The organism is Streptomyces sp. MGP-P1, from assembly GCF_057766565.1.
Genome location: NZ_JBYMEM010000007.1, coordinates 466138 through 491072, shown reverse-complemented (window position 1 = coordinate 491072; position 24935 = coordinate 466138). Strand labels below are relative to the sequence as shown.

Genomic DNA, 24935 nt, shown 5'->3' with positions numbered 1-24935 from the left:
GGCGATGGTGCGGTTCGGGGGCCCGAGGGGGACGTACGGGCTACGGGGCGCCGGTTTCCCCGCCGCCACCGGGGCGACCGGTGGCGGCGGGGGCCGGCGTGGGGGTCTGTACCGCCGACGAGGAGGTACGAGGAGCACGCTAGCGGCAACGGAACGGACAAAGACGGCTTTACGGACCGTAGTTGATGTTCTTAGGGCGCGCTTAAGGAACCCATCGGCGCGGGTTAATGCTGGGGCCCGGGGGCGGGCGTGGTCCGGGGTTCCTTGCGCCGCTGCCAGCCGGACCGGCGGCCGACCCGGCGGCCGTGCCCGCGCCGGCCGCGCTCGGGGCGGCTGCCGTACAGGCCGATCCAGATCCGGACCTCCGTGCCGCCGAGGACGGACCGGCCGATGCGCAGGTCTCCGCCGGTGGACTCGGCGACCCGGCGCACGATGTCGAGGCCGAGGCCGGTGGAGCCGACGGACCCGCTCGCTCCATCGCGCCCGCTGGCGCCCCGGGCGAGGGCGGCCTCCGGGTCCGGGATCCCGGGGCCGGCGTCGGAGACGAGCACGATGACCGCGTCTCCGCTGTGGTGGACGTCGACGGCGAAGGCGGTGCCCTCGGGGGTGTGGCGGAAGACGTTGCCGAGCAACGCGTCGAGGGCGGCGGCCAGTTCGGGGCGGGCCACGGGGATGCGTACCGTACGGTCGACTCCCGCGAGGCGCACCTCGCGGCCCTCGTCCTCCGCGAGCGCCGACCAGAACCCCATGCGTTCACGGATCACCTCGGAGGCGTCGCAGCCGGCCCCCGCCTGCCCGCCCGGGGACTGCGGGCGCTGCTCGCGGGCGGTCCGGATGATCGTGTCGACCTCGCGCTCCAACTGCTGGACGGCCGCCCGGGTCTGTTCGGCCGCCGGACCCTCGCCGAGGGACGCGGCGTTCAGCCGGAGCACGGTGAGCGGGGTGCGGAGCCGGTGCGAGAGGTCGGCGGCCAGCTCGCGCTCGTTGGCCAGGAGCTGGACGACCTGGTCGGCCATGGAGTTGAACGCGATGGCGGCGGAGCGTAGTTCGGTGGGGCCGTCCTCGGGGACCCGGGTGCCCAGGCGGCCCTCCCCCAGGTCCTGGGCGGCGCCCGCGAGGTGCTGGGCGGGCTGCACCATCCGTACGCCGAGCCGGTCGGCGACCGCGACCGAGCCGACGATCAGCGCGACGCCGACGCCCGCCAGCGTCAGCCACGCGGTGGCGACCCCGTGGGAGACCTCGCCCTCGGGGACGAACACCTCGACGACGGCGATGTCCCCGGTGCCCAGCGCGGTCGGCTGGAGGAGCGCGAAGCCGCCGGCGACCTCGGTGATGGAGGCGCGCCCGGCCTTGCGCACGGTCGCCACGTCCTTGGGGGTGGCGCGCCGGGTACCGATGTCCAGGGTCCCTCCCTCGGCGGGGACATGGACGGCGAGGCGTCCCCGGTCGCCCGGTTCGGTGGACAGGACGGCCCGGGTCAGCTCCTCGCGGTCGGTGGTGATGGAGAGCGTCGGGGCGATCATCGCGGCCTGGCGTTCGGCGTCGGAGAACGCCCGGTCGCTGGCCATCTCCCGGATGACGAGTCCGAGCGGCACGGCGAAGGCGATGACGACCATGGCGGTGACCGCGAGGCAGACCTTGACCAGGGCCCATCTCATGCGGGCGGCTCCGTGAACGGCGTATCGGCCGGCGTACCGGCCGGGGCTTCGGTCCTGGCATCCGTCAGGGCATCGGCCGGCGGCTGGAGCTTCACGCCGACGCCGCGCAGCGTGTGCAGATAGCGCGGCCGGGCGGCGGTCTCGCCGAGCTTGCGGCGCAGCCAGGACAGATGGACGTCGATGGTCTGGTCGTCGCCGTAGGACTGCTGCCAGACCTCGGCCAGCAGCTCCTTGCGGGCGACGACCACACCGGGCCGTCCGGCCAGGAAGGTGAGCAGGTCGAATTCGCGGCGGGTCAGGTCGAGTTCGCCCCCGTCCAGCTCGGCGGTGCGGCGCAGCGGGTCGATGGAGAGCCCGCCGACGCGGATGACCCGGGGCGGCGGCGCCTCGCCGCCGGCGGCGCGGGAGCGGCGCAGCACGGCGGCCATCCGGGCGGAGAGGTGCTCGACGGAGAACGGCTTCGTCAGGTAGTCGTCGGCGCCGTCGTTGAGCAGCCGGACGATCTCGCTCTCGTCGTCCCGGGCGGTGGCGATGATCACGGGCACATCGGTGATGGACCGCAGCATCTTCAGCGCCTCGGCGCCGTCCAGGTCGGGCAGCCCGAGGTCGAGGATGACCACGTCGAAGCGGAAGTGCGCGACCTCGCGCAGCGCTTCGAGCGCGGTGCCCACGCTCCGTACCGTGTGGGAGGCCTCACTGAGGTGCCGGATGAGGGCGGAACGTACGAACTGGTCGTCCTCGACCACGAGCACACTTGCCATGGGCGGCACCGTACGCCATGCCGGCGGGCCCGGTCCCGGCCCCGCCGGAAACCTCCGCAAAGGCCGGTTGTTCACGACCTCCGGGGGCCGGCGGGGCGAGCGGGGCGGGCCGGGTGGTGCAGGATGTGCCGATGCAACGAGGACTCGTACACGCGCTCGCGTGGACGCTCGCCACCGGCGCGGCGGTCACGCTCTCCTGGTGGGGCGTGCACACGGTCATGACCGGGACGGCCTACGACCCGCCCCGGGCCGTCCCGGTCTCCGTGGGCGCGGGGCCGCCTCAGCGCATCGGGCAGAGCACCGGGGAGCCACTCGTCTCCTCGACGCACCGGACCTCCCCCTCCCCCGCCCCCTCCGCCTCCCCCTCCCCCTCGTCGCGCACCGGCGGGGCGAGCCCCTCACCGTCCGCCCCGCGCCCCTCCCGTACGCCGTCGGCCACCCCGGCGAAGCCGCCCGCGCCTGCGACCTCGGGCGAGGTGAAGAGCTATCGCACCGACGGCGGCCGGGTGGTGTTCGAGCTCGGCAGGCGCTCGGCGAAGCTCGTCTCGGCGACGCCGGAGCCGGGCTGGTCGATGCAGGTGTGGCCGAACGACGCGTGGATCCGGGTGGACTTCAGCGACGGGGGCGGGGAGAGCGGGAAGACGTACTCGGTGTTCTGCACCTGGAACGGGACTCCGCCGACGGTGCAGGTCGTCGAACCGTGATCGGGGTCGCACCGGGGGCCGTCACGGGTTCTCGAAGACGGACGGCGGCGGTGCGGGCGACGGTTTGGCCGCCGCGTCCGTGACGACGGCCGCGCCGCCGGTGAAGTCGGTGAGCGCGCGGCCGTGTTCGACGCGGCCGGGGTGCGGGTCGCTCGCCACCCGCCGGGTGAACTCCGCGACCGGCAGCGCCACGGCCGAGGCGAGCAGGACCGCGTTGCCGAAACGGCGGCCCCGCCACACCACCGGGTCGGCGGCCAGCGCCAGTTCGGGGAAGACGGCGGCGGCGGTGGCCACCTGGCCGCGCAGGTGGGCGAGCGGGGGGCCGTCGGCGAGGTTGGCGGCGTACCGCCCATCGGGCTTCAGGACCCGGCGCACCTCGGCGAGGAATTCGGCGGAGGTCAGGTGGGCGGGGGTGCGGGCCCCGCTGAACACGTCGGCGATGATCAGGTCGGCCCAGCCGTCCGGGAACCTGCCGAGCCCCTCGCGGGCGTCGGCGGCCCGGACCCGGACCCGGGCCTGGGGGTCCAGCGGGAGGCGGTCGCGGACGAGTTGGACGAGGGGCGCGTCGAGCTCGACGATCTGCTGGGTGGAGCGGGGGCGGGTCGCGGCGGTGTACCGGGCGAGGGTGAAGGCGCCGCCGCCCAGATGCAGGACGTGCAGCGGCTGGAGCGGGGGTGCGGCGAGGTCGATGACGTGGCCGAGGCGGCGCTGGTAGGCGAACGAGAGGTGCCCGGGGTCGTCGAGATCCACGTGGGACTGCGGGGCGCCGTCGATCAGGAGCGTCCAGGCGCCCGGGCGTTCCCGGTCGGGTACGAGCTCGGCGAGTCCGCCGCCGACCTGCTGGGAGACCGGCTCCCGCTCGGCCCGGCCGGATCCACGTCCGCCGCCCTGACGCCCCTTCGCGCCGTCGGCTCCGCCCTTGGCGGCTTTGCTCCCGCCGGCTTCCTTGCCCTTGCCCGCGGCCTTGTCCTTGCCGCGGGCCGACGCTCCTCGACGTGCCACGTTCGCTGGTCCTTGCTGGTGGGGGCCCGGGTCGCCGGCCGCGCGGAGGTGTTCCGCCCGTCCGGCCATTATGGGCTCAGCAGCAGTTGTCGACCGCCTCGATCAGCCGGGCAGCCTGGTCGAGGGCGGCGCGGAGCACGGCCGGATCGGTGACCGGGGCGTCCTCGGCGGGCGGGAGCAGCCAGCCGGAGCCGGGGCCGGGCGGCTCGGCGGGGATGCGCAGCCCACGGCCGTCGGTCCGCGTACAGGCGCTGCCCGGTACGTCCCAGGCGTCGGCGGTGCCCGGCGGAACGAGGAATCCGAGGGTGTCGCAGGCGCCGTCGTGCAGGACCGGGCCGACGGACTCCTGGTCCCGTCCGCGGCGGAGGATGTCGACGGCCTCCAGCCCCTGCCGGGCCGGGACCGTGACGAGGTCGCAGGACTGGTCGCCCTGCGCCGGGGCCATCGGTTTCGTCGAGGTCGTCCGTGAGCCGGTCTCCCTGCCGAGATGCAACAAGGGAACCCCTCCTCTCATCGCCGAACGGAGCCACGCTCCGTCTCCACATGGACCAACGCTCCCGGTGCGTCAAGGGCTACGGGCCCACACCGCCGCAAAGGGTGGCAGTTCATGGCAGATCGAGGGTGGTATGCCCCTTTCGCAACGAAACGCTGTGTGTGCACTCCGTCACAGCAGGTACGTTCTTGCTCCGCCGGGGCACCGGGATCCACGGGCCCCGGCCGCACCAGAGAGGGGCCGGCCATGGTGGCGACAGCGGCAGTTCCCAACCTCGCCTTCCGTCAGCTGCGCGGGCAGCGTTCCGCCGGGGAGTTCGCGGCGGCCGTCCGCAGAGCGGCGCGGGAGATCGGGGAGCAGGTCGCGTGCGACGCCCGCTACATCGGGCGCGTGGAGTCCGGCGAAATCCGCTGCCCCAACTACGCCTACGAGCGCGTGTTCCTGCACATGTTCCCGGGGGCGTCCCTGACCGACCTGGGGTTCTCTGCCCGCGAGAGCGTACGGGGACGGGGCGCCCGGGTCGTGTCCGAACCGCCGCCCGCGACGGGTTCACCCCTGTGCCCCCCTCCGCCTCCCCGTCCCGCCCGTCTCCACCGCGACACCGAAACCGACGACATCCCCGAGGAGAGCGACGTGCTGCGTCGCGTGTTCATGACGAGCGGCACCACCACGGTGGCTGCCGCTTCCCTGGGTCTCGGCGGGGCGCCCGCCTCCGCCGCCCGGGTCTCTCTGCCCACGCAGCGCCGGGTCGGCGAGGCGGAGGTGAACGCCGTCGAGAAGGCCGTACGGCAGATCCGGCTGCTGGACGACCGGCACGGCGCGGACGGGCTCTACCGGCGGGCGGCCCAGCCGCTGCGCGCGGCGTACGAGCTGCTGGACGCCGGGACCACCGCACGGCGCGCCACCGCGGACCGGCTGCACGCGGGCGCGGGCGAGCTGGCCATCTCGGTGGGCTGGCTGGCCCACGACTCGGGCCGCTTCGACGACGCCCGCTCGCACTACGCGGAGGCGCTGGCCACGGCGCGGCTGGCCGGAGACGCGGGACTCGAGGCGCACGCGTTCTGCAACACGTCGTTCCTGGCCCGGGACGCGGGGCGGCCCCGGGAGGCGGTACGGGCGGCGGAGGCCGGCCAGCGGGCCGCACGCACGCTGGGGTCGCCCCGGCTGCTGGCCCTGCTCGCGCTGCGGGAGGCGGGGGGCCGGGCGGGGCTCGGGGACCGGACGGGGTGCGACCGGGCGATCGGGCGGGCCCGGGCGGCGTTCGACCGGGGCTCGGCGGCGGGTGATCCGGAGTGGATGAGCTTCTTCCGGGAGGCGGAGCTGGAGCTGCTGGAGGCGCAGTGCTGGTCGGCGCTGGGCGACTGGTCCCGGGCCGCGCGGCACGGGCGGCGGGCGACGGTGCTCCAGGACGCGCACTTCACCCGGAACCTGGCGCTGTACCGGGCCCAGCTCGCGGGTGACCTGGCCCGGGCGGGGCGGGTGGACGAGGCGGCGGCGACGGGGCACCAGGTGCTGGACCTGCTGACCCGGGTCCAGTCCTCGCGGATCCGGGGGATGTTGGCGGGGGCGGCGCGGGTGCTGGAGCCGCGGGCGGGGGCGGGCCCGGTGGCCGCCTTCCTGACCCGCCACCAGGAGTCACCCCCGAGCCCAAACCCCGGCCCGTCGGGCGGCCGACCCGGCCCGTCCGACGGCCGGCCCAGCCCGTCCGACGCTTGAGGACGAAACCAGCAAGCACGTTCCAGGGTGCGAAACCCAGCCCGTCCGGCGCTTGAGGACGGAACCGGCAAGCACCTTCCGGGGTGCTGATCAGGGCCTCCCGCGCCACGGGACCCGTGAAGATCCCGCCCGCCGGACTAAGGGTTCCGTCCTCAAACGCCGGACGGGCTTGGGTGAGCACGGCTTCGGCCCCAAGCCCTGGACAGGCTGGGTGAGCCCGGGCTTCCGTCCCCAAACGCCGGACGGGCTTGGGTGGGCCCGGGCTTCGGCCCCAAGCGTCGAACAGGCCCCAGCGGCCCCGGGTGGGGCGTCAGCGGTCCAGGTGGCCCGTGTCGTTCCAGCGTTCCACGGCCGGCAGGCCATACGCCCAGCCCAGGACCGACAGCGACGTCGGGTCGAGGCGGATGCGGGCGCCGAAGGACAGGTCCTCGCCCAGCCATCGCGCGCCCAGCGCCCGCAGGATGTGCCCGTGGGCGAAGACCAGGACGTCCCGGTCCGCCGAGCGTGCCCAGGCGACGATCTCGTCCGCGCGGGCGGTGACGTCGGCGACGGACTCCCCCTCCGGGACCCCGTCGCGCCAGATCAGCCAGTCGGGCCGGTCCGCCTTGATCTGGGCCGGCGTCAGCCCCTCGTACGCCCCGTAGTCCCATTCCATCAGCGCGTCCCACGGCACGGCCCGCTCCCCGAACCCGGCGAGTTGGCAGGTCTCGGCGGCCCGGACGAGCGGGCTGGTGCGGACCTCGACGCCGGGCAGCCCCGCCCACGGCGCCCGGTGCAGCCGCTCGCCGAGGAGCTTCGCGCCCTCGCGCCCGTCGTCCAGGAGCGGGATGTCCGTCCTGCCGGTGTGGTTGCCCCGGACCGACCACTGGGTCTGGCCGTGCCGGGCGAGCAGGATGCGCGATGCCATGAAGGCTCTCCCTGGAACGTTGGTGCTGTTGGGCCCTTCCATCATCCCGTACCGGCCCGGCAGGCAACCTCCCGGGCCGCGCGGGCGTCCCATCCTGAGCAGCGCCCCGGCCGGGAGCTCGGACCAGGGCGGGGACCGCTGCGTACGGGATGTCCGGCAGGGGACCCCCGGGGGAGACGGCGGCACGGCGCCGCCGTACGGTTGAACGTTCGTCGTCGGCCGCATGAACATGGGGAGAGCTACCGGATGCCGCACGCCACCGCGCCGCCCGCGACCGGTCATCGGCCCCGCTGGTGGACGGAGCTGCCACTGATCGCGGTGGTGTACGCGCTGTATTCGGTGGGCCGGCTCCTGGTGCGCGGCGATGTGGCGACGGCGGTCGACCACGGCCTGGCGATCCTGCGGCTGGAGCAGGCGCTGTATCTCAACGCCGAGCACCCGCTGAACCGTCTGTTCACCAGCACCCCGTCGCTCGGGATACCCGCCGACTTCGCTTACGCGTCCCTGCACTACCTGGTCACCCCGGCCGTCCTCATATGGATGTTCCGGCGCAGGTCGGCCGCGTACCGGGCGGCCCGGGTCTGGCTGATGAGCTCCACACTGCTGGGGCTGGTCGGTTTCACCCTGATGCCGACCTGCCCGCCCCGCCTGCTGGACGCGAGCCACGGCTTCGTCGACACGATGGCGCAGTACAGCGCGTACGGCTGGTGGGGCGAGGGGGCGAGCGCTCCGCGCGGGCTGAGCGGGATGACCAACCAGTACGCGGCGATGCCCAGCCTGCACGTCGGATGGTCCCTCTGGTGCGGGATCCTGCTGTGGCGGCACGGCCGCCATCCCCTGATACGGGCGGCGGGCATCGCCTATCCGCTGGTCACCACGGTCATCGTGATGGGCACCGCCAACCACTACTTCCTGGACGCCGTCGCGGGCGCCGCGGTGATGGGCGTCGGAGCCCTGCTGGTCAGGCCCGTCGTACGGATCGCCGACCGGTTCAAGGCGTGGGGCGCGGCGCGGTTCACCGGGCCGGCCGCCGTCCTGTTCGCGGGCCGGAGCGAGGGCGGCCCGAGCACCGTCGCCGGGTCCGTATCCGTGGGCGTGCCCCCGAATGTCAGTACCGGATGCAAGACTTCCCCGGGTGAGCGAATCCCCGGCCAGCGGACCACCTCCGCAGATCCCCCCGGCACGGCAGTCAGCGGCACGACAGCCGGCGACGACGCCGACGCGGCCGCGAGCGACGACGCTCCGGCAGCGGCTCGCTGAGCTGCGCGGCCCGTCCGTACAACCGCATCCGCTCGACGCGAGAGCCCTGGCCGCCCTCGCCGCCAATCCCGGCTGCAAGCGGCGGGCCCTGCTCGACGGCGCCGGGGTGGACAAGGGCGTGCTGGCCACCGCGCTCGGCTCCCCCGCCCCCTTCGGGCAGTCCCAGTTCGCCTTCATGCGGGGCAACGCGTTCGAGGCGAAGGTCAAGGCCGACGGCGGGGCGGAGCTGCTGCGTCTGCTGTACGAACGGCTCGGCGGCGGGGCCGAGGCCCCCGCCGGGGACGCCGCCACGCCCGATCTGAGCGCCGCCGGTCCCGAGGGCCGTGCCGCGCGCACCGCGCTCGCGCTGCGGGAGGCCACGGCGGCGGGCGGCTGGGCGCTGCTGGACCACCCGATGCTGGCCCTGGAGGTGGCGGGCTCCCCCGCCTATCTGGAGCCCGACGCGGTCGTGGTGCACCCCGACGGCCGGTGGACGGTGGTCGAGATCAAGTCGTTCCCGATGATCGACGCGTCGGCCGACCCGTCGAAGGTCGGCGCCGCCGCCCGGCAGGCCGCGGTGTACGTGCTGGCGCTGGAGCGGGTCGCGGCGGTCACCGAGGGTGCGGAGGTCGGGCACCGGGTGCTGCTGGTCTGCCCCAAGGACTTCTCGAACCTGCCGACCGCCTCCGTCGTGGACGTACGCAAGCAGCGCGCCGTGACCCGTCGGCAGCTGACCCGGCTGACGCGCGTCGAGGACATCGCGGCGGGGCTTCCGGAGGGGACGACGTTCGATCCGGCGTGCCCGCCCGAGGAGCTGGACGCCGCCGTGGCGGCGGTGCCTCCGGCGTACGCCCCGGAGTGCCTGGCCGCCTGCGAGCTGGCCTTCCACTGCCGGGCGAAGTCCCGGGCCGAGGGGGCTGTGGAGGCGCTGGGCCGGAGCGTGCGCGGTGAGCTGGGCGGGCTGACCACGGTGGCCGGGGTGCTGGCCGCCGCGGCGGGCAAGGAGGGCGATCCCGCCGATCCGACGGTCGCCGCCCTGCGCCGGGCCGCCGCCCTGCGCGCCGAGGCGCTGGAGAGCGCATCCGCCGCGCGCGCCGGGGCGCTGGACGGCGGCTCCGTTCCGCGTGACGAGGCGCCGGAGGGTGCGGCCGCATGTCGCTGATCACCACCCTGGCCCGGTTGGAGGCCGTCGACACCGGCCGCGCCCAGCCGCTGGCGACCGTCCGGCACCGTCATCTCACCGACCGGCCGCTCGTGCTGGTCCCGCTGACCACCGCCGGTGAGGCCGGGGCCCCGCTCGGGGCGCTGGTCGGCACGGACCGGGAGGCCCCCCGGCTGCTGGCCGTCGCCCAGCCCCGCGACCGAGACCTGCGCTTCGCGTTCCTGGCCGAGCTGGCGGAGGCGGTCCTCCCGCACATCGAGGCGTACGCGGACGTCGTCGAGCCCGTCGAGCGCAAGGAGAGCGACCCGGCGACCGGCAAGAAGACCAAGGTCGAGGTCGAGCTGTGCACGGACGCCGCGCAGCTGATCGTGCCGAGCCGGGCGGGTGTCGAGTTCGTCCGGCTGCTGGGCCGGTCCATGCGGTTCCGCCGTACCGCCGAGGACGATCCGGACACCCCGTATCCGGCCCCGGCGCGGGTGCCCCTCCTCGGCCGCTGGCTGACGCACTACGGGGAGCGGGCCCGGGTGCCCGGCTCCTCGCTGCTGCCCGCCGTCACGGATCTGCTGAACCGGCACTGGGCGACCGGGCAGAGCAGCCTGGAGGACCAGCACCTGGGCGCGCTGCTGGCCTGGATCGACCCGCCGGCCGGCTCATCGGGGGCCGAGGCCGCGCTCCGGGCCGAGCTGGCCCGGGACGGGGAGGGCCAGTTGCTGTGCCCGCCGGCGGGTCCGGCCACCGACCCGGACTTCGACAACCGCCTCCTCGCCCCGGCGATCGAGCGGTACGACCGGGCGCGCACGGCGCTCGCGTCCGCCGAGGACGGGCTCGCCGCCGACGCCCGCCTGGGTGAGCTGAGCGGTGCCGAGCGGGAGATCCGCTCGCTGCTGGCGCGGGTCATGCTGCCTACGTGGGACGCGGTCTGGCGGGGTCTCGACCTGCTGCGGGAGCTGCCCGAGGGGTCCCGGGCCGAGGACCGCTGGACCCGGGACCGGTGGTCGTTCACCGCGCACCGGGACCGGGTGCGTTCGGGCGAGCCGCCGCAGCCGCGCCGCGACGACGCGGTGACGGCGGCCCAGAAGCTGGCCTCCCGGGAGACCGCCCAGGCCCAGCTGGAGGCGCAGGAGGCGCTGGACGATCCGCTGGTGCTGGCGGGGCGGCGGCTGGCGGGTGAGGCGTTCCTCGCCACGGTGTCCGCGGTGGAGATGGCGTACACCGAGTCCAAGCGGCCCTCCCCGCGCCCGCTGGTCACCGTCCGCACGGACGAGCGTCCGCACCTGGCCGAGCGGACGAAGGTCTACCGCTCGCTGGAGGGCAAGCCGCAGACGGCGGAGTTCGTGCGGTACGCGGACGGGCCCCCGCCGGACGACGGCGAGATCCCGCTGGTGCTGCGGATCCTGGACCGGATGGGCCGGGGCAAGGAGCCCGCGCCCGGTTCGGTGCCGGAGCCCGGCGAGCGGATCGCCTGGACCCTGTTCGAGCACGACCAGCGCGGCGGCCCGAAGCTTCCGGACCCGGAGGAGACGCCGTGGACCCACGGCGGCCCGCCGGGCGCGGACGCCGCGACGCGTGCGGAGCGACCCGACCCCGTGACCCCGGAGGACCTGCTGTGACCACCGCCGTCTGTGAGGGCCTGCTGTGATGACAACCGTCTTCGACCCGGGCGCGGAGGCGGCGCGCGCGACCGGCGCGATCCTCGACGACACCCTCCGCGGCAGCGCCCGGGGCGTCGTCGTGGACTCGCCCCCCGGCGCCGGGAAGTCGACGCTGGTGGTCCGGGCGGCCCTGGAGCTGGCCGCCGCCGGGCATCCGCTGATGGTGATCGCGCAGACCAACGCCCAGGTCGACGATCTGGTGGTGCGGCTCGCGGAGAAGGACCCGGAGCTGCCGGTGGGCCGGCTCCACAGCAGCGACTCCGACCCGTACGACAAGGTCCTGGACGGGCTCGCCAACGTCAGGAAGTCCGCGAAGGCGGCGGATCTGGCCGGGCTCGACGTGGTGATCTCGACGGCCGCCAAGTGGGCGCACGTGAAGAACGTGGAGCCGTGGGGGCACGCGATCGTCGACGAGGCCTATCAGATGCGCTCCGACGCGCTGCTGGCCGTGGCCGGGCTGTTCGAGCGGGCGCTGTTCGTCGGGGACCCGGGCCAGCTGGACCCGTTCTCGATCGTCGGCGCCGACCAGTGGGCGGGACTGAGCTACGACCCGTCCGCGAGCGCGGTGTCCACGCTGCTCGCGCACAATCCGGAGCTGCCGCAGCACCGGCTGCCGGTGTCGTGGCGGCTCCCGGCGTCGGCGGCCCCGCTGGTGTCGGACGCGTTCTACCCGTACACGCCGTTCCGCAGCGGTACGGAGCACGGGGACCGGAAGCTCTCCTTCGGGGTGGCGTCGGACGGTTCGGGGCCCGACCGGGTGCTGGACGAGGCGGCGGAGTCCGGGTGGGGGCTGCTGGAGCTGCCCGCCCGGCACACCCCGCGCACCGATCCCGAGGCGGTACGGGCTGTGGCGCTGGTGGTCCGGCGGCTGCTGGACCGGGGCGGGGTCGCGACGAGCGAGCGGGCCGAGGAGCCGGTGCCGGTGACGGCGGACCGGGTGGCGGTCGGCACGGCCCACCGGGACCAGGCGGCGGCGGTGCGGGCGGCCCTCGCGGAGCTGGGCGTCACGGGGGTCGCGGTGGACACGGCCAACCGCCTCCAGGGCCGCGAGTTCGACGTCACGGTGGTGCTGCACCCGCTGTCGGGGCGGCCCGACGCGACCGCGTTCCACCTGGAGACGGGCCGCCTGTGCGTGCTGGCCTCGCGGCATCGGCACGCCTGCGTCGTGGTGTGCCGGGAGGGGGTGGCGGACCTGTTGGACGAGCACCCGTCCACGGAACCGGTCCAGCTGGGCGTCACGGTGAAATTCCCCGACGGCTGGGAGGCGAACCACGCGGTGCTGGCCCATCTCTCGGAACGCCGGGTCCGGTGGCGGCCCTGAGCCGGGGACGCGTGCCGGCCACCCCGGGCCCGGTGCGCGTCTCGGCCCTGCCGCCCCGCGGGGGAGTCGCTTGCCCGCGCCCCCGCCGTACGCCCCGGCCCCCTTGCGCGGGGTTGGACAATGGAGGGTGGCCGTCCGGATCCTCCGGTCATCAGGTCGCCCGAGGGAGGAACACCACATGACACAGTCCGAGCGGAACGAACGGCAGCGGCTGCGCCCCGCGCCGCTGCTTTTCGAGCCGTCTCAGGCCACGGCGGATCCGGAGCACTTCTTCGACCTGGAGTCGGTGGAGGACCCCCGTGAGCTGCTGGCCCGTGCGACCGAGCTGACGCAGGCCTTTCGGGCGGCGACGGACCGGTCGGTGGAGTTCCAGGCGATGGCGGCTGCCCAGCTCGCCGACCCGCGCCGGTTCGACCGGCTGACCGCGGCGGACGTGGCGGAGCGCGCGGAGTGGACCGAGGACTACGCGAAGAAGATGATCGAGTTCGGCCGCTCCCTGCTGGACGCGCCCAGAGCTTGACCCACATGGGCGGTGGCCGGCGGCCCGTGGGCGGGTGGGCCGTGGCCGGTGGGCGATGGGGGGCGGCCCGTGGCCGATGCCGGGTGGCCCGTGACGTATGCCGCGTCCCCCGTGGTCCGTGGGACGGGCGGGGTGGACAGGGCCCGTGGGACAGGTGAGGGCCCGTGGGGCAGATGTCCGGTCCGCCAGGCCGGGGGTCAGGGCCCGTGGCATATTCCGGCGGGCAAGATACCCCTCCCCCTCCCGCCCTGTCCCGGTTTCCGGCAACTCTGGGAATCCTCTCCGTCACTCCCGGTAGACCTTGCTCCATGAGCGCATGGCTGAAAGACGAAACGACCCTGCAAGCCGGTGCCGCCCCGCACCACGGCGTCGACATCTTCGCCCTGCTGCGGGACCAGTCCGGCCCACAGGCCGCACAGGTCACGGCGGCCGGCGCCGCCTGGCTGGCGGGGGCCGCCCCCTATCCGCGCAGCACGCTCGCCCACTGGGAGGAGCGCCCCAAGGCCCCCGGCGTGCTCCCCTGCGGTTCCGCTTTCGATGTCGTGAACGTGCCGGCGCTGTTCGGGCGGCGGATGCTGGAGAAGCTCTGGGCCGAGGGGCCCGGCTCCGGTCCGGTCGCCACGCACCGGGGCCGGATGCTGCTGTTCGCCGCCCCCGGAACGGCCCAGCGGCTGCCCTCGCTGCTCGCCTGGGAGGAGTGGGGAACCAGCGGTTCCGGGGGCGCCGGAGACTCCGGGAAGCAGCGCGGGACGGTGCCGCCCCTGCTCTGTCACGGCACCGGTGACGCCGTGACCGTACCCCCGCTGACCTGCGCGTCGTCCGAGGGCGGGCCGCGTTGGGTGGTCGCCCCCGATACCCGCAATCCATGGCTCCCGGGCCCCGATGTGCTGCTCTGGGCGTGTGTGCGGGTGAGCCGGTCCACGTCGTCCCCGAGTGCCGCGCATTCGATTTTTCCTCGGGCGGATCAGGGTGCTAATGTCTACGACGTCACCAGGCGCCGTTAGCTCAGTTGGTTAGAGCAGCTGACTCTTAATCAGCGGGTCCGGGGTTCGAGTCCCTGACGGCGCACAGACGGAGGAAGCCCCCCGCGGAAGCGGGGGGTTTCTTCGTTCACCCGTGGGCGGCGAGGTCCTCCCCGGGGCTCCCCGCAGGGCCGCCCCGGACGCCGGTGGTGATCCGGACGGTCCAGGAGCCGGACGGGGTGCGGTCGGCGACCTCGACGCGGGTGTCGTCGCCCGGCACGGTGAAGGTCTCCCCGACGGCGAGGGGGGCGTCGGCCAGCGGCGGGTAGACCGAGCGGTCCCAGCAGGCCCCGGTGTCCGGGTGGGCGTCGACCACCTCGACGGGCCCGCCTCCGGAGGCCGTCTCGCTGCGGACGCGGTAGATCAGGATGCCCTCGGCGCAGGTGTCCCGGTCGTTCCCGGTGGCGCTGCGGGCCTCGATGGCCAGGACACTGTCGGCACCGGTGCGGACGACGGCGAGCCGGGTCCCGATCGACCCGCCGGGGACCGGGGCGGCGGCGACCGGTTCGAGGGTGAGGTCGGCCGAGCCCTGGACGCAGACGACCTGGCGTCCGCCGAGCCAGCCGAGCTTCCACTTGTGCCAGCCGAACAGGTCCGGGGCGAGGCCGAACTGGCTGCCCATGACGTCCCAGTCGCCGACGTGGGTGTCCCAGTCGCCCTTGCCGTCGGTGGGCCGGTGGTAGAGGTCGGCGAGGTCGAAGACGTGTCCGGTCTCGTGGGCGAGGACGTTGCGGTCGGGCGGGTGCTGTTCGAAGACGGTGACGACGCGCCGGATGTCGCTGCCGTCGGCGCGCAGCGGCCGGTCGAAGTTGACGACCTTGGTGGCGTCGGAGTCGACGCCGGGGGCGTCCGGGTCGGCCACCAGGTAGACGACGTCGTACCGGGAGAAGTCCACGTCCGGGTCGGCCGCTTCGACGGCGTCGCGCAGGTAGGCGGTCCGCCGCTCGGGGTTCCAGTCACGCTCTATGCCGTACCAGGTGGAGTCGCGCGGCATCCGCGTCCAGGTCGGCTCCGGATGGGGGCGCAGGGTGAACCGGCCATAGCTGGCGCGCTCGAAGAAGCGGGTGGTGGCGGGGAAGTGGTCGGCGGTGAGCGCCTCGGGGGTGAGGGTGGGTTCGGAGTCCGGGAAGGACAGGAAGATCATGACCGCATCGAGCCCCCGGTCCGGGCGAGGGTACGCCGCGTTCCAGGTGTCCAGGCCGAGCGAGTGGTGCGCCGCCGTCCGGGACAGGGCGCAGGGGGTGGCGTCCTCCATGGCGGCCGCGGCGGGGCCCGCGACGAGGGACGTGGCGGCGAGCGCCAGGAGGGAGGTGGCGGCGGCGGCCAGACTGCGCAGTGGCGGCCGTTCCGCTCCCCCGGGTCCGCGACGGGACGGCACATCGACCTCCGGGTGGGGAAACACGGTCCATCCCGTCCACCCTGTGCCGCTTCACCACGCCACGCCCTGTTGTACTGCCCCACACGGGTTCAGCGGAACAGAGCGGAACAGAATCGCCACCCACACCTTCACGGAACGTCACTACCGACCATTCGAGCCATCCGATGAAACAGATCCGCACAGAAATGATCAGGATCGGGCAAAGCGGAACGTCTGCTCCCGTCACCTGGCGGACCCCTGCGATGGCGCGGACCGGATGGTGAGCTGGAAGGGCCGACGCGGCACCCTCTATGCTTCACCACGCTTTCCCGCGTGGAACGGGCCCGTTCACGGGACCGCCACTCGGTGGCCAGTCCGACCCCACCAGTTCACGACGACCTTCACAGCGGGAGCGAGCGGTGAGCGGAACCTCCGAAGGGCCGAGCGCCCCGGCAGGCACGGCCTCCGGCGTGCACCCCGCGCCGGTCACGGAGCGTCATACGACGGCGATGGACCCAACGGTCATGGACCCACCGATCACGAAGCCAATGGTCACGAAGTCAACGGTCTCGGACCCGCTGGTCTCGGACCCGACCGTCGTGGACACACGTGTCACGGACCCGCCGGTCGTGGACACACCCGTCACGGACCCGACCGTCGTGGACACACCCGTCACGGACCCGCCGGTCGTGGACCCGGCGCCCTGGGATGCGGGCGCCGGGACCCCGCCCCCCGCCGACGGCGGTCCCACCGCCTCCGAACTGCGCGACTGCCGGGCCGCCTTCAACGCCGCCATGCTCCCCATGGGCGTCGTCGACGGCCGGGGCCACGTCGTACGGGCCAACGAGGCGCTCGGCGGGCTCCTGGGCGCCGCGGCGGCGGTCCTCGCCGGGCGGCAGGCGAGCGAGCTGCTCGACCTCGCGTCCGACGACCGCACCTGGCACGCCTACCGCGAGGTCCTGCTGGGCCGCCGCTCCCGGTTCCGCTGCACCCGCCGCCTCAAGCACCCCGACGGGCGCTCCCTGTGGGCCGAGATCACCGTCGTGCCGATGACCGGAGCGTCGGCGGCGGAGCCGTCCCGGGTCCTGCTGACGGTCGCGGACGTCAGCGACCGGCGCGAGCTCCAGGAGCGGCTGCGCCACCTCCAGATGCACGACCCGGTGACCCGGCTGCCCAACCGGACGCTGTTCTTCGAGCGCCTCGCCTCGGCCCTGGAGACCCCGCCGTACCAGGACGACTCCATGCCGCCGCGGCAGCACGCCCGGATCGGGCTCTGCTATCTGGACCTGGACGGCTTCAAGGCGATCAACGACACCCTGGGGCACCGCACCGGGGACCGGCTGCTCGCCGCCGTCGCCGCGCGGCTCACCGACTGCGCCGAGAACGACGCCTCACGCCATCCCGGCGGCAGCCGGCTGGTGGCACGCCTGGGCGGCGACGAGTTCGCGATCCTGGTCGAGGACTCGGCGGGCACGGAGGAACTCGCCGAGCTGGCCCGCTCGGTCCTCGCCGCGCTCCAGCAGCCGTTCGACCTCGCCGGACAGCGACTTTCGGTCTCCGCGTCGATCGGGGTGGTCGAACGGACCGCGGCGGGCACCTCGCCCACCGGTCTGATGCAGGCCGCCGACACCACGCTGTACTGGGCGAAGGCGGACGGCAAGGCCCGCTGGACCCTGTTCGACCCCGAGCGCAACGCCCACCGCATGACCCGGCAGTCCCTCTCCTCCACGCTCCGGCCCGCCGTGGAGCGCGGCGAGTTCACGCTGGAGTACCAGCCGCTGGTCGGGATGGCGGACGGGGTGCTGCGCGGCGTCGAGGCGCTGGTGCGCTGGAACCATCCGCAGTTCGGTGTGCTGCCGCCGAATCGGTTCGTCCAGATCGCCGAGGAGGACGGATCGATCGTCCAGCTCGGCCGGTGGGTGCTGCGCACCGCGTGCCGGCAGGCGCGGCGCTGGCAGCTGGACCACCCGGACGAGCCGCCGCTGTTCATCAGCGTCAACGTCGCCGTACGCCAGGTCTGGGACTCCGACCTGGTCGCCGACGTGGACCGGATCCTGGCCGAGACCGGGCTGGCCCCGGGGCTGCTCCAGCTGGAGCTGACCGAGTCGGCGGTGATGGGTTCGGGCGGCCGACCGCTGCGGGCGCTCCAGGCGCTGAGCGACATGGGCGTACGGATCGCCATCGACGACTTCGGCACCGGCTATTCGAACCTCGCCTACCTCAGCCGGCTGCCCGTCTCCGTGCTGAAGCTGGACGGGGCGTTCGTGAAGGGCTTCCGGTACGAGGACGGTACCCATCCGAGCCCGGCCGACGAGACGATCGTGGAGGCCATGGTGCAGCTGGCGCACCGCCTGGGCCTGACCGTCACCGCGGAGTGCGTGGAGACGGCCGGTCAGGCGGAGCGGCTGCGGCGGATCGGCTGCGACACCGGGCAGGGGTGGCTGTACTCGCGGGCCGTGGCGCCGGAGCAGATCGCCGGGCTGATCGGGTCCCGGCCGCTGGAGGGCTGAGCGTGACCGGCCGGCCCCCGGCCGCTTGAAGGCCGGCGCCCCCGGCCGGCCCCCGGCCACTCGAAGGCCGGCGCCCCGGTCGGCCCCCGGCCACTCGAAGGCCGAGCGTGACCGGTCGGGTCCCGGCCGCCTGAAGGCCGGTGCCCAGCGGCCGGGACCCCGTACGGGCCTACGGAGCGGTCGGCAGGCCGTACGCGTCCGCGATCAGGTCGTAGCTGCGCAGCCGGGCCTCGCCGCCGTGCGCGTTGGCGGTGATCATCAGCTCGTCGGCGCCGGTCCGCTTGGCCAGGTCGTCGAGGCCGCCGCGGACCTCGTCGGCGGTCCCGTGGATCACGTTGGCGAGCCAGCCGTCGACGAACTCCCGCTCCATCGGGGAGAAGTCGTACGCCGCCGCCTCCTCGGGGCTGGGAATCAGCCCCGGACGGCCGGTGCGCAGCCGGACCATGGACAGGGCGCCGGTCAGCACCTGACGGCGGGCCTCGCGCTCGTCGTCGGCGGCCAGCGCCGAGACCCCGATCGCGGCGTACGGGGCGTCCAGCACGGCGGAGGGCCGGAAGGACTCGCGGTACAGGTCGAGCGCGGGAATGGTGTTCTGCGCCGAGAAGTGGTGGGCGAAGGCGAACGGCAGCCCCAGCGTGCCGGCCAGCCGCGCGCTGAAGCCGGAGGAGCCCAGCAGCCAGACCGGCGGCCGGTGGGCGGACTGCACCCCGCCGGGGGCGGTCGCCTGGACCGGGCCCGGCACGGCGTGGATCCGGGCGTAGGGGTGGCCGTCGGGGAAGTCGTCGTCCAGGAACCGGATCAGTTCCATGAGCTGCTGCGGGAAGTCGTCGGCCCCCTCGTTGAGCCGGTCGCTGCGGCGCAGGGCCGCCGCCGTCGCGCCGTCCGTGCCCGGGGCCCGGCCGAGGCCGAGGTCGACCCGGCCCGGGGCCATCGCCTCCAGGGTGCCGAACTGCTCGGCGATCACCAGCGGCGCGTGGTTGGGCAGCATCACCCCGCCGGAGCCGAGCCGGATGCGCTCGGTGTGGGCGGCGATGTGCGCCAGGATCACGGCCGGGGAGGACGAGGCCACCCCGGGCATGGAGTGGTGTTCGGCGACCCAGAAGCGGTGGAAGCCTCGGCTCTCGGTGAGCTTCGCGATGTCCACACTGGTGCGCAGGGCCTGGGTCGCGGTGCGGCCGTGCCCGACGGTGACCAGATCGAGGACGGACAGCGGAACGGCGGCCGTTCCGGCTGCGGCGCCCCGGATCCCGTCCGCGTCGGCCGGGCCGCCGCTCGCGCCCCCGGCCGCGTCACCACTCGTGTCGCTGCGGGTCTCGTCGCCTCGGATCTCGTCCACGTGTCGGCCTCTCCCGGTACTGCTGTCGTACGGCTGCGTATCGGAGGGCTACAACAGGAGGATGGCTCCGCTTATTCCCGCACACCACCCCGGGCGCCGCGGCTGCTCTCCCGTACCGCGGCGTCCTGACGACCGGACGACCGGACGGGCGAACGACCGCACGACCGCACGACCGCACGGGCAAACGACCGCACGGGCGAACGACCGGACGCCGGTTTACTCCCGTACCTCGATACCCTTCGGCTCCAGCGACCTCAGCACCGGCTCACGGGTGGCGAACAAGGTGCCGAGCAAGGGGGCCCACGTCCGGCGGTCGGTGAGGCGCAGCCCCTCCCACACCGTGACCTGGTTCGCCGTGAGCACGGGCTTGCCGAGCAGTTCCTCCAGCTCGGGGACGTACGCGGCGGTGTGCAGGGAGGTGTCCGGGATCAGCACCACCTCGGCGTCCGGGTGGTCGGCCTCCCGCGCCAGCCCCTTCACCCGCTCCGGGGCCCAGGACCCGGCCTCGGCCGAGGACGCGGCCCCGCCGGACGCGGCGGCCACCACCTCGACGCCCGCCGACGCCAGGAACTCCGCGAAGAGCCCGGTGACGTCCTCGGGGTAGGGGGCGGCGACGGCGACCCGGGCGGCGCCCAGCTCCCGCAACGCGTGGACGAAGCCGATCGAGGTGCTGGAGGCGGGCAGTCCCGCGCTCCGGGCGAGGGTGGCGACCTGCTCGTGGGCGCCCTCCCAGCCCTGCCCGAAGCTGCCGCCGCTGGAGGCCCACACCAGCGCCTCGGCCCCGGCGAGACGCAGTTCCTCGACGCCCTCGGCGATCAGGGCGGGGGCACCCTGCTCGCGCAGCGCGTCGGCACGGTAGGCGTCCTCCCCCGTCCTGGTGGAGAACAGGGGCAGCCGGATGTCGGTGTCGAGCAGGATCTCGGTCCGTGGGAAGTCGTCCTCGGCTGCGTGGCCCGGGTAGAGAAGTCCTACGGTCGTCATGTCCACCCTTCCTGTACGTCGACGGCTCGCCGCACGATGGGCGGCGGCCCCGCCAGGGGGTCGCTGCGGGCCCCTCCGGACGCTCCGGCGGCCGTGACCGCGCGACCGGTCACTCTTGCCCCGACGTGTTCCCAGTATTCCCCCGGGCGAGCACCGGGGCGCGCGGCCGGGCCTCGTTGACGGCGGGGAAGCCTGCTGCGAGCGTGGGCGGATCCCGTACGTCCGTTCCGTCACGGAGGGCTGACCAGCGATGCCGGATCCCGTCCTGCTCGTTCTCGACGCCGCGCCCTCCCCTCGGCTCGGCCGGCTGACCGGCCGGGTGGACGTGCGGCACGCGGACGCCTCCTCGCTCGCCGGGCTGCTCCCGGCCGCCGACGTCCTGCTCGTGTGGGACCTCGCGTCCGACGCGGTGCGGCGGGCCTGGCCCGGGCCGGGGGCGCGGCCGCGCTGGGTGCACACGGCGAGCGCGGGCGTGGACCGGGTGCTCTGCCCGGAGCTGGTCGCGTCCGACACCGTCCTCACCAACGCGCGGGGCGTCTTCGAGCGGCCGGTCGCGGAGTGCGTGGCCGCTCTGGTGCTGGCCTTCGCCACGGATCTCCCCGGAGTCCTGGAGTGTCGGCGGCAGCGGCGCCCGTACGGGCGGGAGGGACAGCGGGTCGCCGGCTCGCGGGCGCTGGTCGTGGGCGCGGGACCGATCGGCCGGGAGGTCACCCGGCTGCTGCACGGCCTGGGGCTCACCGTGGCACTGGTGGGGCGGACGGCCCGGCGCACGATCCACGGGGTGGCGGATCTGGACCGGCTGGCCGCGCGGGCGGACTGGGTGATCGCGGCGGTCCCGCTCACGGAGTCGACGCGCGGGATGTTCGACAGCCGGTTCTTCGGGCTGCTCCAGCCGTCGGCGCGGTTCATCGGCGCGGGGCGTGCGGCGACGGTGGTCGAGGCCGACCTGGTGGCAGCGCTGAACCGCCGCTGGCTCGCGGGGGCGGCGCTCAGCACCTTCCAGGAGGGGACACCTGCCCCCGGGAGCCCGTTGTGGGACGCCTCGGGGCTCGTCCTGACACCGGCCCTGGGTGGGAACACCGCGGGCTGGCGGGACCGACTGGGCGAGCGTTTCGTGGCGATGTACGAACAGTGGGCGCGCGGCCTGCCGTTGCCGAACACGGTCGACAAGGCCCTCGGTTACGTTCCGTCGACCGACCTTCCCGAGGACGGTCGCGCCCACGGACGCGCGCGCACGGAGTGACCGGCTTCTCGCTGACTGCCTGTCATGAACCGTTCCTCAGCGGGGAACACGCCCCGCACACTCCCGGTCGCGCTCCGCCTCCTTCGGGCACGGGAAGGTCACCTTCCGGCCACTGTTGGGTTACATGCCTCCGGCTTCCTGCATAGACGTACGGGATCGGGCAGGGGGTCACTCTGTCCGGACTGTTCGACCTCCAGGAGATTGCGAACCATGGCTGAATTCCCGAACCTGTCCCGCCGGGGTTTCCTCAACGGATCGGCGGCCGTGGGCGGCCTCCTCGTCGTTCCCGGCCTCCTCACCGCGTGCAGCAAGACCGACTCCGGCTCCGCGACCGGCGAGGGCGCCCTGGACAAGCTCCGCAAGCAGGGCTTCGTACGGGTGGCCTACGCGAACGAGGCCCCGTACGGGTACCTGGAGGGCAAGGAGCTCAAGGGCGAGGCCCCGACGCTGCACCGGGAGATCTTCAAGGCGCTCGGGGTGGACGAGCTGAAGCCGACGCTCTCCGAGTGGGACGGGCTGATCCCCGGACTCCAGGCCGGGAAGTACGACGTGGTCAGCGCGGGCATGGCCATCACACCGGAGCGCTGCGGCAACGCGATATTCTCCGAGCCGGAGTTCATCTCGCCGACCGCCCTGATGGTGAGGAAGGGCAACCCGAAGAAGATCACCGATCTGGCCTCCGCGAAGGAGGCGGGGATCACCGTCGGCGTGATGTCGGGTGCGGTCGAGGGCAGTTACGCCAAAGGCGCCGGCATCGCCGAGGACAAGATCAAGACGCTGCAGAAGCCGCAGGACGGGGCCGACGCCGTCAAGGGCGGCCGGGTCGACGCCTTCCTGCTCACCGGCATCTCGCTCCGCTGGCTGGCGAAGACCAACCCGGACACCGAGGTCACCGAGGCGTTCGTGCCGCAGCTGGACGGCAAGAAGCAGTTCTCCCCCGGCGGCGCGGTGTTCCGCAAGGGCAACGAGGACCTGCGGGACTCCTTCAACCGCGAGCTGAAGAAGATCGTGTCGGACCGCTCCCGCTATGTGCAGCTGCTGGAGCCGTACGGGTTCGGGGAGACGGAGATCCCGCCCGCCGACCTGAAGACCGCGGATCTGTGCAAGGGCTGACGGGGCGGACGCGCACGCATGAGTGACTTCCTCTCCCTCCTCGTCGAGGAGTTCCCCCGGGTCCGCTCGGGCCTGTGGGTGACGCTCCAGGCCACGGTCCTGGGAGCGCTGCTGGCCGGGGTGCTGGCCTTCGCGCTCGGGCTGATGGCGGGCAGCCGGCTGCTCCTGGCCCGGGGGGTCTCCCGGGTGGTCGTGGAGTTCTTCCGCGGCACCTCGCTCTACATCCAGCTGTTCTGGCTCTACTACGCGATGCCGCTGCTGACCGGCTACGAACTGACCCCGGTCGTCTGCGGCGTGGTCGCGTTCGGCCTCAACTTCGGCGCCTACGGGGCCGAAGTGGTGCGAGGCGCCATCAACTCCGTACCCCGCGCACAGTACGAGGCGGCGATCGCGCTCAACCTGAGCCCGTCCAGGCGGCTGTGGAAGGTGATCCTGCCGCAGGCTTGGGTGCAGATGATCCCGAGCTTCACCAACCTGCTGATCCAGCTGCTGAAGGCGACCCCGCTGCTGTGGCTGATCTCCGCCGCCGATCTGATGACGGTGATCCAGCAACTGCGCGACCGTACCGGTGAGACCCTCACCGCCTATCTGACCCTGCTGGCCGCCTACTTCGTCCTGGCGTACGCCCTGACGATGCTGATGAATCTGCTGGAGCGGAGCGCCAAGCGGCGGCTCGGCCTGGACACCGGCGCGAAGAGCCTGTTCAAGAGCCGCAGCGCGTCCACGACCGCCGTGGGAGGTACCCGGTGAACGGCTTCGACTGGAACGCCGTCGGGGAGTCCCTGCCCCTCCTCCTGGAGGGGTTCAAGGTCACCCTGCTCGCCACGGTGCTCGGCACCCTGGTGGCGGCCGTGCTGGGACTGGCCGTCGCGATGGCGGGACGCGCGCCCAGCAGGTTCGTGACGGTCCCGGTGCGGCTCGTCACGGAGTTCGTCCGCTCCACTCCGCTGCTGGTCCAACTGGTGGGGGCGGCAGCCCTGTTCAACACGGTGGAGCCGCTGTACATCGGCATCACCGTGCTGGGCGTCCACTACGCCGCGTACACCTCCGAGGTCTACCGGGCCGGCATCGACGGGGTGCCGAAGGGCCAGTGGGAGGCGTGCCGCGCGCTGTCGCTGTCGCCCCGGCGCACCTGGCAGGCCGTGATCCTGCCGCAGGCGGTGCGCAACGTGCTGCCCGCGCTCGGGAACTACGCGATCTCGATGTTCAAGGAGACGCCGTTCCTCGCCGTGATCACGGTGCAGGAGATGGTCTTCGAGGCCCGGAAGTACGGTGCCGAACAGTTCGCGTACACCGAGGTGTTCACCCTCGCCGGCCTGATCTTCCTGGTCGCGAGCTACCCCACGTCGCTGTTGATGAGAAAGCTGGAGAAGCGCCTTGGCCACTGAACCCCTCCCCCTGAAGAAGCCGGAGTCGCCGGGGCCGGTCGCAGCTCCCGTGGACGCCGCCCCGGCCACCGCGCGCACGGGTGAGCCGCTGGTGCGGTTCGACAAGGTGGTGAAGCGCTACGGCGACCATGTGGTCCTGGACGAGCTGGACTTCACCGTGGACCGCGGCGAGCACGTCACCCTGATCGGGCCCAGCGGCTCGGGCAAGACCACGATCCTGCGGCTGCTGATGACGCTGGAGAAGGTCAGCGACGGGGTGATCTGGGTCGACGGCTCCCCGCTGTCCCACGTACGCGCCCCGGACGGTTCGCTGAAGCCCGCGGGCGAGAAGCAGCTGCGCGAGTCCCGCAAGAAGATCGGGATGGTCTTCCAGCAGTTCAACCTCTTCCCGAACATGAAGGTGATCGAGAACATCACCGAGGCCCCGGTCAGCGTGCTCGGCAGGAGCCGCGAGGAGGCCGAGGTGCGGGCCCGGGAGCTGCTGGACCTGGTCGGTCTCTCCGCCAAGGTCGACGCCCATCCCTCGCAGCTCTCCGGCGGCCAGCAGCAGCGGGTCGCCATCGCCCGCGCGCTGGCCATGGAGCCGGAGATCCTGCTCCTGGACGAGGTGACGTCGGCGCTCGACCCGGAGCTGGTGGCGGGCGTGCTGGAGCTGCTGGGGGACATCGCCCGGAACACCGACATCACCATGCTCTGCGTGACCCACGAGATGAACTTCGCCCGGGACGTGTCGGAGAAGGTGCTGATGTTCGACGCGGGACGGGTCGTGGAGGCCGGATCCCCGGAGAAAATCTTCTCCGATCCGTCACACGAACGTACGCGCGAGTTCCTCAACGCGGTGCTGTGACCT

The 24935-nt window shown here is 73.7% G+C and carries 22 protein-coding genes and 1 tRNA gene; 15 read left to right on the top strand and 8 right to left on the bottom strand.

The annotated features are described in order from the left end of the window. Positions 1 to 224: 224 nt before the first annotated feature. Together AC3CH1_RS23885 and AC3CH1_RS23880 are read right to left on the bottom strand one after the other, a co-directional pair. Entirely contained in the window at positions 225 to 1658 is a 1434-nt protein-coding gene (locus AC3CH1_RS23885) for a HAMP domain-containing sensor histidine kinase (protein ID WP_488464792.1), read from the bottom strand. Further along, complete coding sequence (locus tag AC3CH1_RS23880; RefSeq protein ID WP_488464791.1) at positions 1655 to 2419, bottom strand: response regulator transcription factor; 765 nt, start codon at positions 2417 to 2419, stop codon at positions 1655 to 1657. The genes AC3CH1_RS23885 and AC3CH1_RS23880 overlap by 4 nt, the downstream gene beginning before the upstream one ends. Before the next feature lie 131 nt (positions 2420 to 2550). On the opposite strand from AC3CH1_RS23880, the gene AC3CH1_RS23875 reads away from it, so the two are divergent. Then, on the top strand, positions 2551 to 3123 hold the full coding sequence (locus tag AC3CH1_RS23875; protein ID WP_488464790.1) for a hypothetical protein: 573 nt from the start codon (positions 2551 to 2553) through the stop codon (positions 3121 to 3123). Between the two features lie 21 nt (positions 3124 to 3144). Here AC3CH1_RS23875 and AC3CH1_RS23870 read toward each other — a convergent pair whose 3' ends face one another. Together AC3CH1_RS23870 and AC3CH1_RS23865 are read right to left on the bottom strand one after the other, a co-directional pair. Continuing rightward, positions 3145 to 4125 carry a spermidine synthase gene (locus AC3CH1_RS23870; protein WP_488464789.1) on the bottom strand — a complete coding sequence of 327 codons (981 nt, stop codon included), beginning with the start codon at positions 4123 to 4125 and terminating at the stop codon, positions 3145 to 3147. A 76-nt stretch (positions 4126 to 4201) separates the two neighbouring features. Continuing rightward, positions 4202 to 4570 (bottom strand): hypothetical protein, encoded by a 369-nt coding sequence (locus AC3CH1_RS23865; RefSeq protein WP_488466721.1) that lies wholly within the window; start codon positions 4568 to 4570, stop codon positions 4202 to 4204. A gap of 294 nt (positions 4571 to 4864) precedes the next feature. On the opposite strand from AC3CH1_RS23865, the gene AC3CH1_RS23860 reads away from it, so the two are divergent. Next, a complete protein-coding gene (locus AC3CH1_RS23860) occupies positions 4865 to 6334 on the top strand; it encodes an NsdA family TPR-like regulatory protein (protein WP_488464788.1) in 1470 nt (489 codons plus the stop codon). A 310-nt stretch (positions 6335 to 6644) separates the two neighbouring features. On the opposite strand, the gene AC3CH1_RS23855 is transcribed toward AC3CH1_RS23860, so the two are convergent. Then, positions 6645 to 7241 carry a histidine phosphatase family protein gene (locus AC3CH1_RS23855; RefSeq protein WP_488464787.1) on the bottom strand — a complete coding sequence of 199 codons (597 nt, stop codon included), beginning with the start codon at positions 7239 to 7241 and terminating at the stop codon, positions 6645 to 6647. 246 nt (positions 7242 to 7487) lie between these two features. Here AC3CH1_RS23855 and AC3CH1_RS23850 point away from each other — a divergent pair, with 246 nt between their 5' ends. From AC3CH1_RS23850 to AC3CH1_RS23820, 7 genes are all read left to right on the top strand, one after another. Continuing rightward, on the top strand, positions 7488 to 8501 hold the full coding sequence (locus AC3CH1_RS23850) for a phosphatase PAP2 family protein (RefSeq protein WP_488464786.1): 1014 nt from the start codon (positions 7488 to 7490) through the stop codon (positions 8499 to 8501). Between the two features lie 106 nt (positions 8502 to 8607). Beyond that, positions 8608 to 9642: a hypothetical protein gene (locus AC3CH1_RS23845; RefSeq protein WP_488466720.1), complete on the top strand. Its 1035-nt coding sequence runs from the start codon at positions 8608 to 8610 to the stop codon at positions 9640 to 9642. Further along, positions 9633 to 11252 carry a hypothetical protein gene (locus AC3CH1_RS23840; protein WP_488464785.1) on the top strand — a complete coding sequence of 540 codons (1620 nt, stop codon included), beginning with the start codon at positions 9633 to 9635 and terminating at the stop codon, positions 11250 to 11252. The genes AC3CH1_RS23845 and AC3CH1_RS23840 overlap by 10 nt, the downstream gene beginning before the upstream one ends. Positions 11253 to 11280: 28 nt before the next feature. Further along, the gene (locus tag AC3CH1_RS23835) at positions 11281 to 12615 is read left to right on the top strand and encodes an AAA domain-containing protein (RefSeq protein ID WP_488464784.1); all 1335 of its coding nucleotides are present in this window, start codon (positions 11281 to 11283) and stop codon (positions 12613 to 12615) included. Between the two features lie 178 nt (positions 12616 to 12793). Further along, the gene (locus tag AC3CH1_RS23830) at positions 12794 to 13135 is read left to right on the top strand and encodes a hypothetical protein (protein WP_097867676.1); all 342 of its coding nucleotides are present in this window, start codon (positions 12794 to 12796) and stop codon (positions 13133 to 13135) included. Between the two features lie 308 nt (positions 13136 to 13443). Beyond that, positions 13444 to 14139: a bifunctional DNA primase/polymerase gene (locus AC3CH1_RS23825; RefSeq protein WP_488464783.1), complete on the top strand. Its 696-nt coding sequence runs from the start codon at positions 13444 to 13446 to the stop codon at positions 14137 to 14139. Next, positions 14130 to 14203: transfer RNA gene (locus tag AC3CH1_RS23820), tRNA-Lys, on the top strand. The genes AC3CH1_RS23825 and AC3CH1_RS23820 overlap by 10 nt, the downstream gene beginning before the upstream one ends. 42 nt (positions 14204 to 14245) lie before the next feature. On the opposite strand, the gene AC3CH1_RS23815 is transcribed toward AC3CH1_RS23820, so the two are convergent. Beyond that, positions 14246 to 15535 (bottom strand): M6 family metalloprotease domain-containing protein, encoded by a 1290-nt coding sequence (locus AC3CH1_RS23815; RefSeq protein WP_488464782.1) that lies wholly within the window; start codon positions 15533 to 15535, stop codon positions 14246 to 14248. Between the two features lie 398 nt (positions 15536 to 15933). Between AC3CH1_RS23815 and AC3CH1_RS23810 the strand changes: the two genes are divergently transcribed. Further along, positions 15934 to 18024 (top strand): putative bifunctional diguanylate cyclase/phosphodiesterase, encoded by a 2091-nt coding sequence (locus AC3CH1_RS23810; RefSeq protein WP_488464781.1) that lies wholly within the window; start codon positions 15934 to 15936, stop codon positions 18022 to 18024. Between the two features lie 169 nt (positions 18025 to 18193). Here AC3CH1_RS23810 and AC3CH1_RS23805 read toward each other — a convergent pair whose 3' ends face one another. Next, entirely contained in the window at positions 18194 to 19360 is a 1167-nt protein-coding gene (locus AC3CH1_RS23805) for an LLM class flavin-dependent oxidoreductase (protein WP_488464780.1), read from the bottom strand. A 216-nt stretch (positions 19361 to 19576) separates the two neighbouring features. Then, positions 19577 to 20341 (bottom strand): maleate cis-trans isomerase family protein, encoded by a 765-nt coding sequence (locus AC3CH1_RS23800; protein WP_488464779.1) that lies wholly within the window; start codon positions 20339 to 20341, stop codon positions 19577 to 19579. A 250-nt stretch (positions 20342 to 20591) separates the two neighbouring features. Here AC3CH1_RS23800 and AC3CH1_RS23795 point away from each other — a divergent pair, with 250 nt between their 5' ends. From AC3CH1_RS23795 to ehuA, 5 genes are all read left to right on the top strand, one after another. Further along, positions 20592 to 21584, top strand: coding sequence for a D-2-hydroxyacid dehydrogenase (locus AC3CH1_RS23795; protein ID WP_488464778.1), 993 nt, complete (start codon positions 20592 to 20594; stop codon positions 21582 to 21584). 210 nt (positions 21585 to 21794) lie between these two features. After that, complete coding sequence (gene ehuB, locus AC3CH1_RS23790) at positions 21795 to 22697, top strand: ectoine/hydroxyectoine ABC transporter substrate-binding protein EhuB (protein ID WP_488464777.1); 903 nt, start codon at positions 21795 to 21797, stop codon at positions 22695 to 22697. A gap of 18 nt (positions 22698 to 22715) precedes the next feature. Then, positions 22716 to 23447, top strand: a complete 732-nt coding sequence (gene ehuC, locus AC3CH1_RS23785) for an ectoine/hydroxyectoine ABC transporter permease subunit EhuC (RefSeq protein ID WP_488464776.1) — start codon at positions 22716 to 22718, stop codon at positions 23445 to 23447. Continuing rightward, positions 23444 to 24085 (top strand): ectoine/hydroxyectoine ABC transporter permease subunit EhuD, encoded by a 642-nt coding sequence (ehuD, locus tag AC3CH1_RS23780; RefSeq protein ID WP_398614483.1) that lies wholly within the window; start codon positions 23444 to 23446, stop codon positions 24083 to 24085. Before ehuC ends, ehuD begins: the two co-directional genes overlap by 4 nt. Beyond that, entirely contained in the window at positions 24075 to 24932 is an 858-nt protein-coding gene (gene ehuA, locus AC3CH1_RS23775) for an ectoine/hydroxyectoine ABC transporter ATP-binding protein EhuA (protein ID WP_488464775.1), read from the top strand. Before ehuD ends, ehuA begins: the two co-directional genes overlap by 11 nt. Positions 24933 to 24935: the final 3 nt, after the last annotated feature.

Coding starts and splice junctions, on each gene's coding strand:
- AC3CH1_RS23885 (WP_488464792.1), bottom strand. CDS start 1,658: ATGAGATGGGCCCTGGTCAAGGTCTGCCTCGCGGTCACCGCCATGGTC.
- AC3CH1_RS23880 (WP_488464791.1), bottom strand. CDS start 2,419: ATGGCAAGTGTGCTCGTGGTCGAGGACGACCAGTTCGTACGTTCCGCC.
- AC3CH1_RS23875 (WP_488464790.1), top strand. CDS start 2,551: ATGCAACGAGGACTCGTACACGCGCTCGCGTGGACGCTCGCCACCGGC.
- AC3CH1_RS23865 (WP_488466721.1), bottom strand. CDS start 4,570: ATGGCCCCGGCGCAGGGCGACCAGTCCTGCGACCTCGTCACGGTCCCG.
- AC3CH1_RS23860 (WP_488464788.1), top strand. CDS start 4,865: ATGGTGGCGACAGCGGCAGTTCCCAACCTCGCCTTCCGTCAGCTGCGC.
- AC3CH1_RS23855 (WP_488464787.1), bottom strand. CDS start 7,241: ATGGCATCGCGCATCCTGCTCGCCCGGCACGGCCAGACCCAGTGGTCG.
- AC3CH1_RS23850 (WP_488464786.1), top strand. CDS start 7,488: ATGCCGCACGCCACCGCGCCGCCCGCGACCGGTCATCGGCCCCGCTGG.
- AC3CH1_RS23840 (WP_488464785.1), top strand. CDS start 9,633: ATGTCGCTGATCACCACCCTGGCCCGGTTGGAGGCCGTCGACACCGGC.
- AC3CH1_RS23835 (WP_488464784.1), top strand. CDS start 11,281: ATGACAACCGTCTTCGACCCGGGCGCGGAGGCGGCGCGCGCGACCGGC.
- AC3CH1_RS23830 (WP_097867676.1), top strand. CDS start 12,794: ATGACACAGTCCGAGCGGAACGAACGGCAGCGGCTGCGCCCCGCGCCG.
- AC3CH1_RS23825 (WP_488464783.1), top strand. CDS start 13,444: ATGAGCGCATGGCTGAAAGACGAAACGACCCTGCAAGCCGGTGCCGCC.
- AC3CH1_RS23800 (WP_488464779.1), bottom strand. CDS start 20,341: ATGACGACCGTAGGACTTCTCTACCCGGGCCACGCAGCCGAGGACGAC.
- AC3CH1_RS23795 (WP_488464778.1), top strand. CDS start 20,592: ATGCCGGATCCCGTCCTGCTCGTTCTCGACGCCGCGCCCTCCCCTCGG.
- ehuB (WP_488464777.1), top strand. CDS start 21,795: ATGGCTGAATTCCCGAACCTGTCCCGCCGGGGTTTCCTCAACGGATCG.
- ehuC (WP_488464776.1), top strand. CDS start 22,716: ATGAGTGACTTCCTCTCCCTCCTCGTCGAGGAGTTCCCCCGGGTCCGC.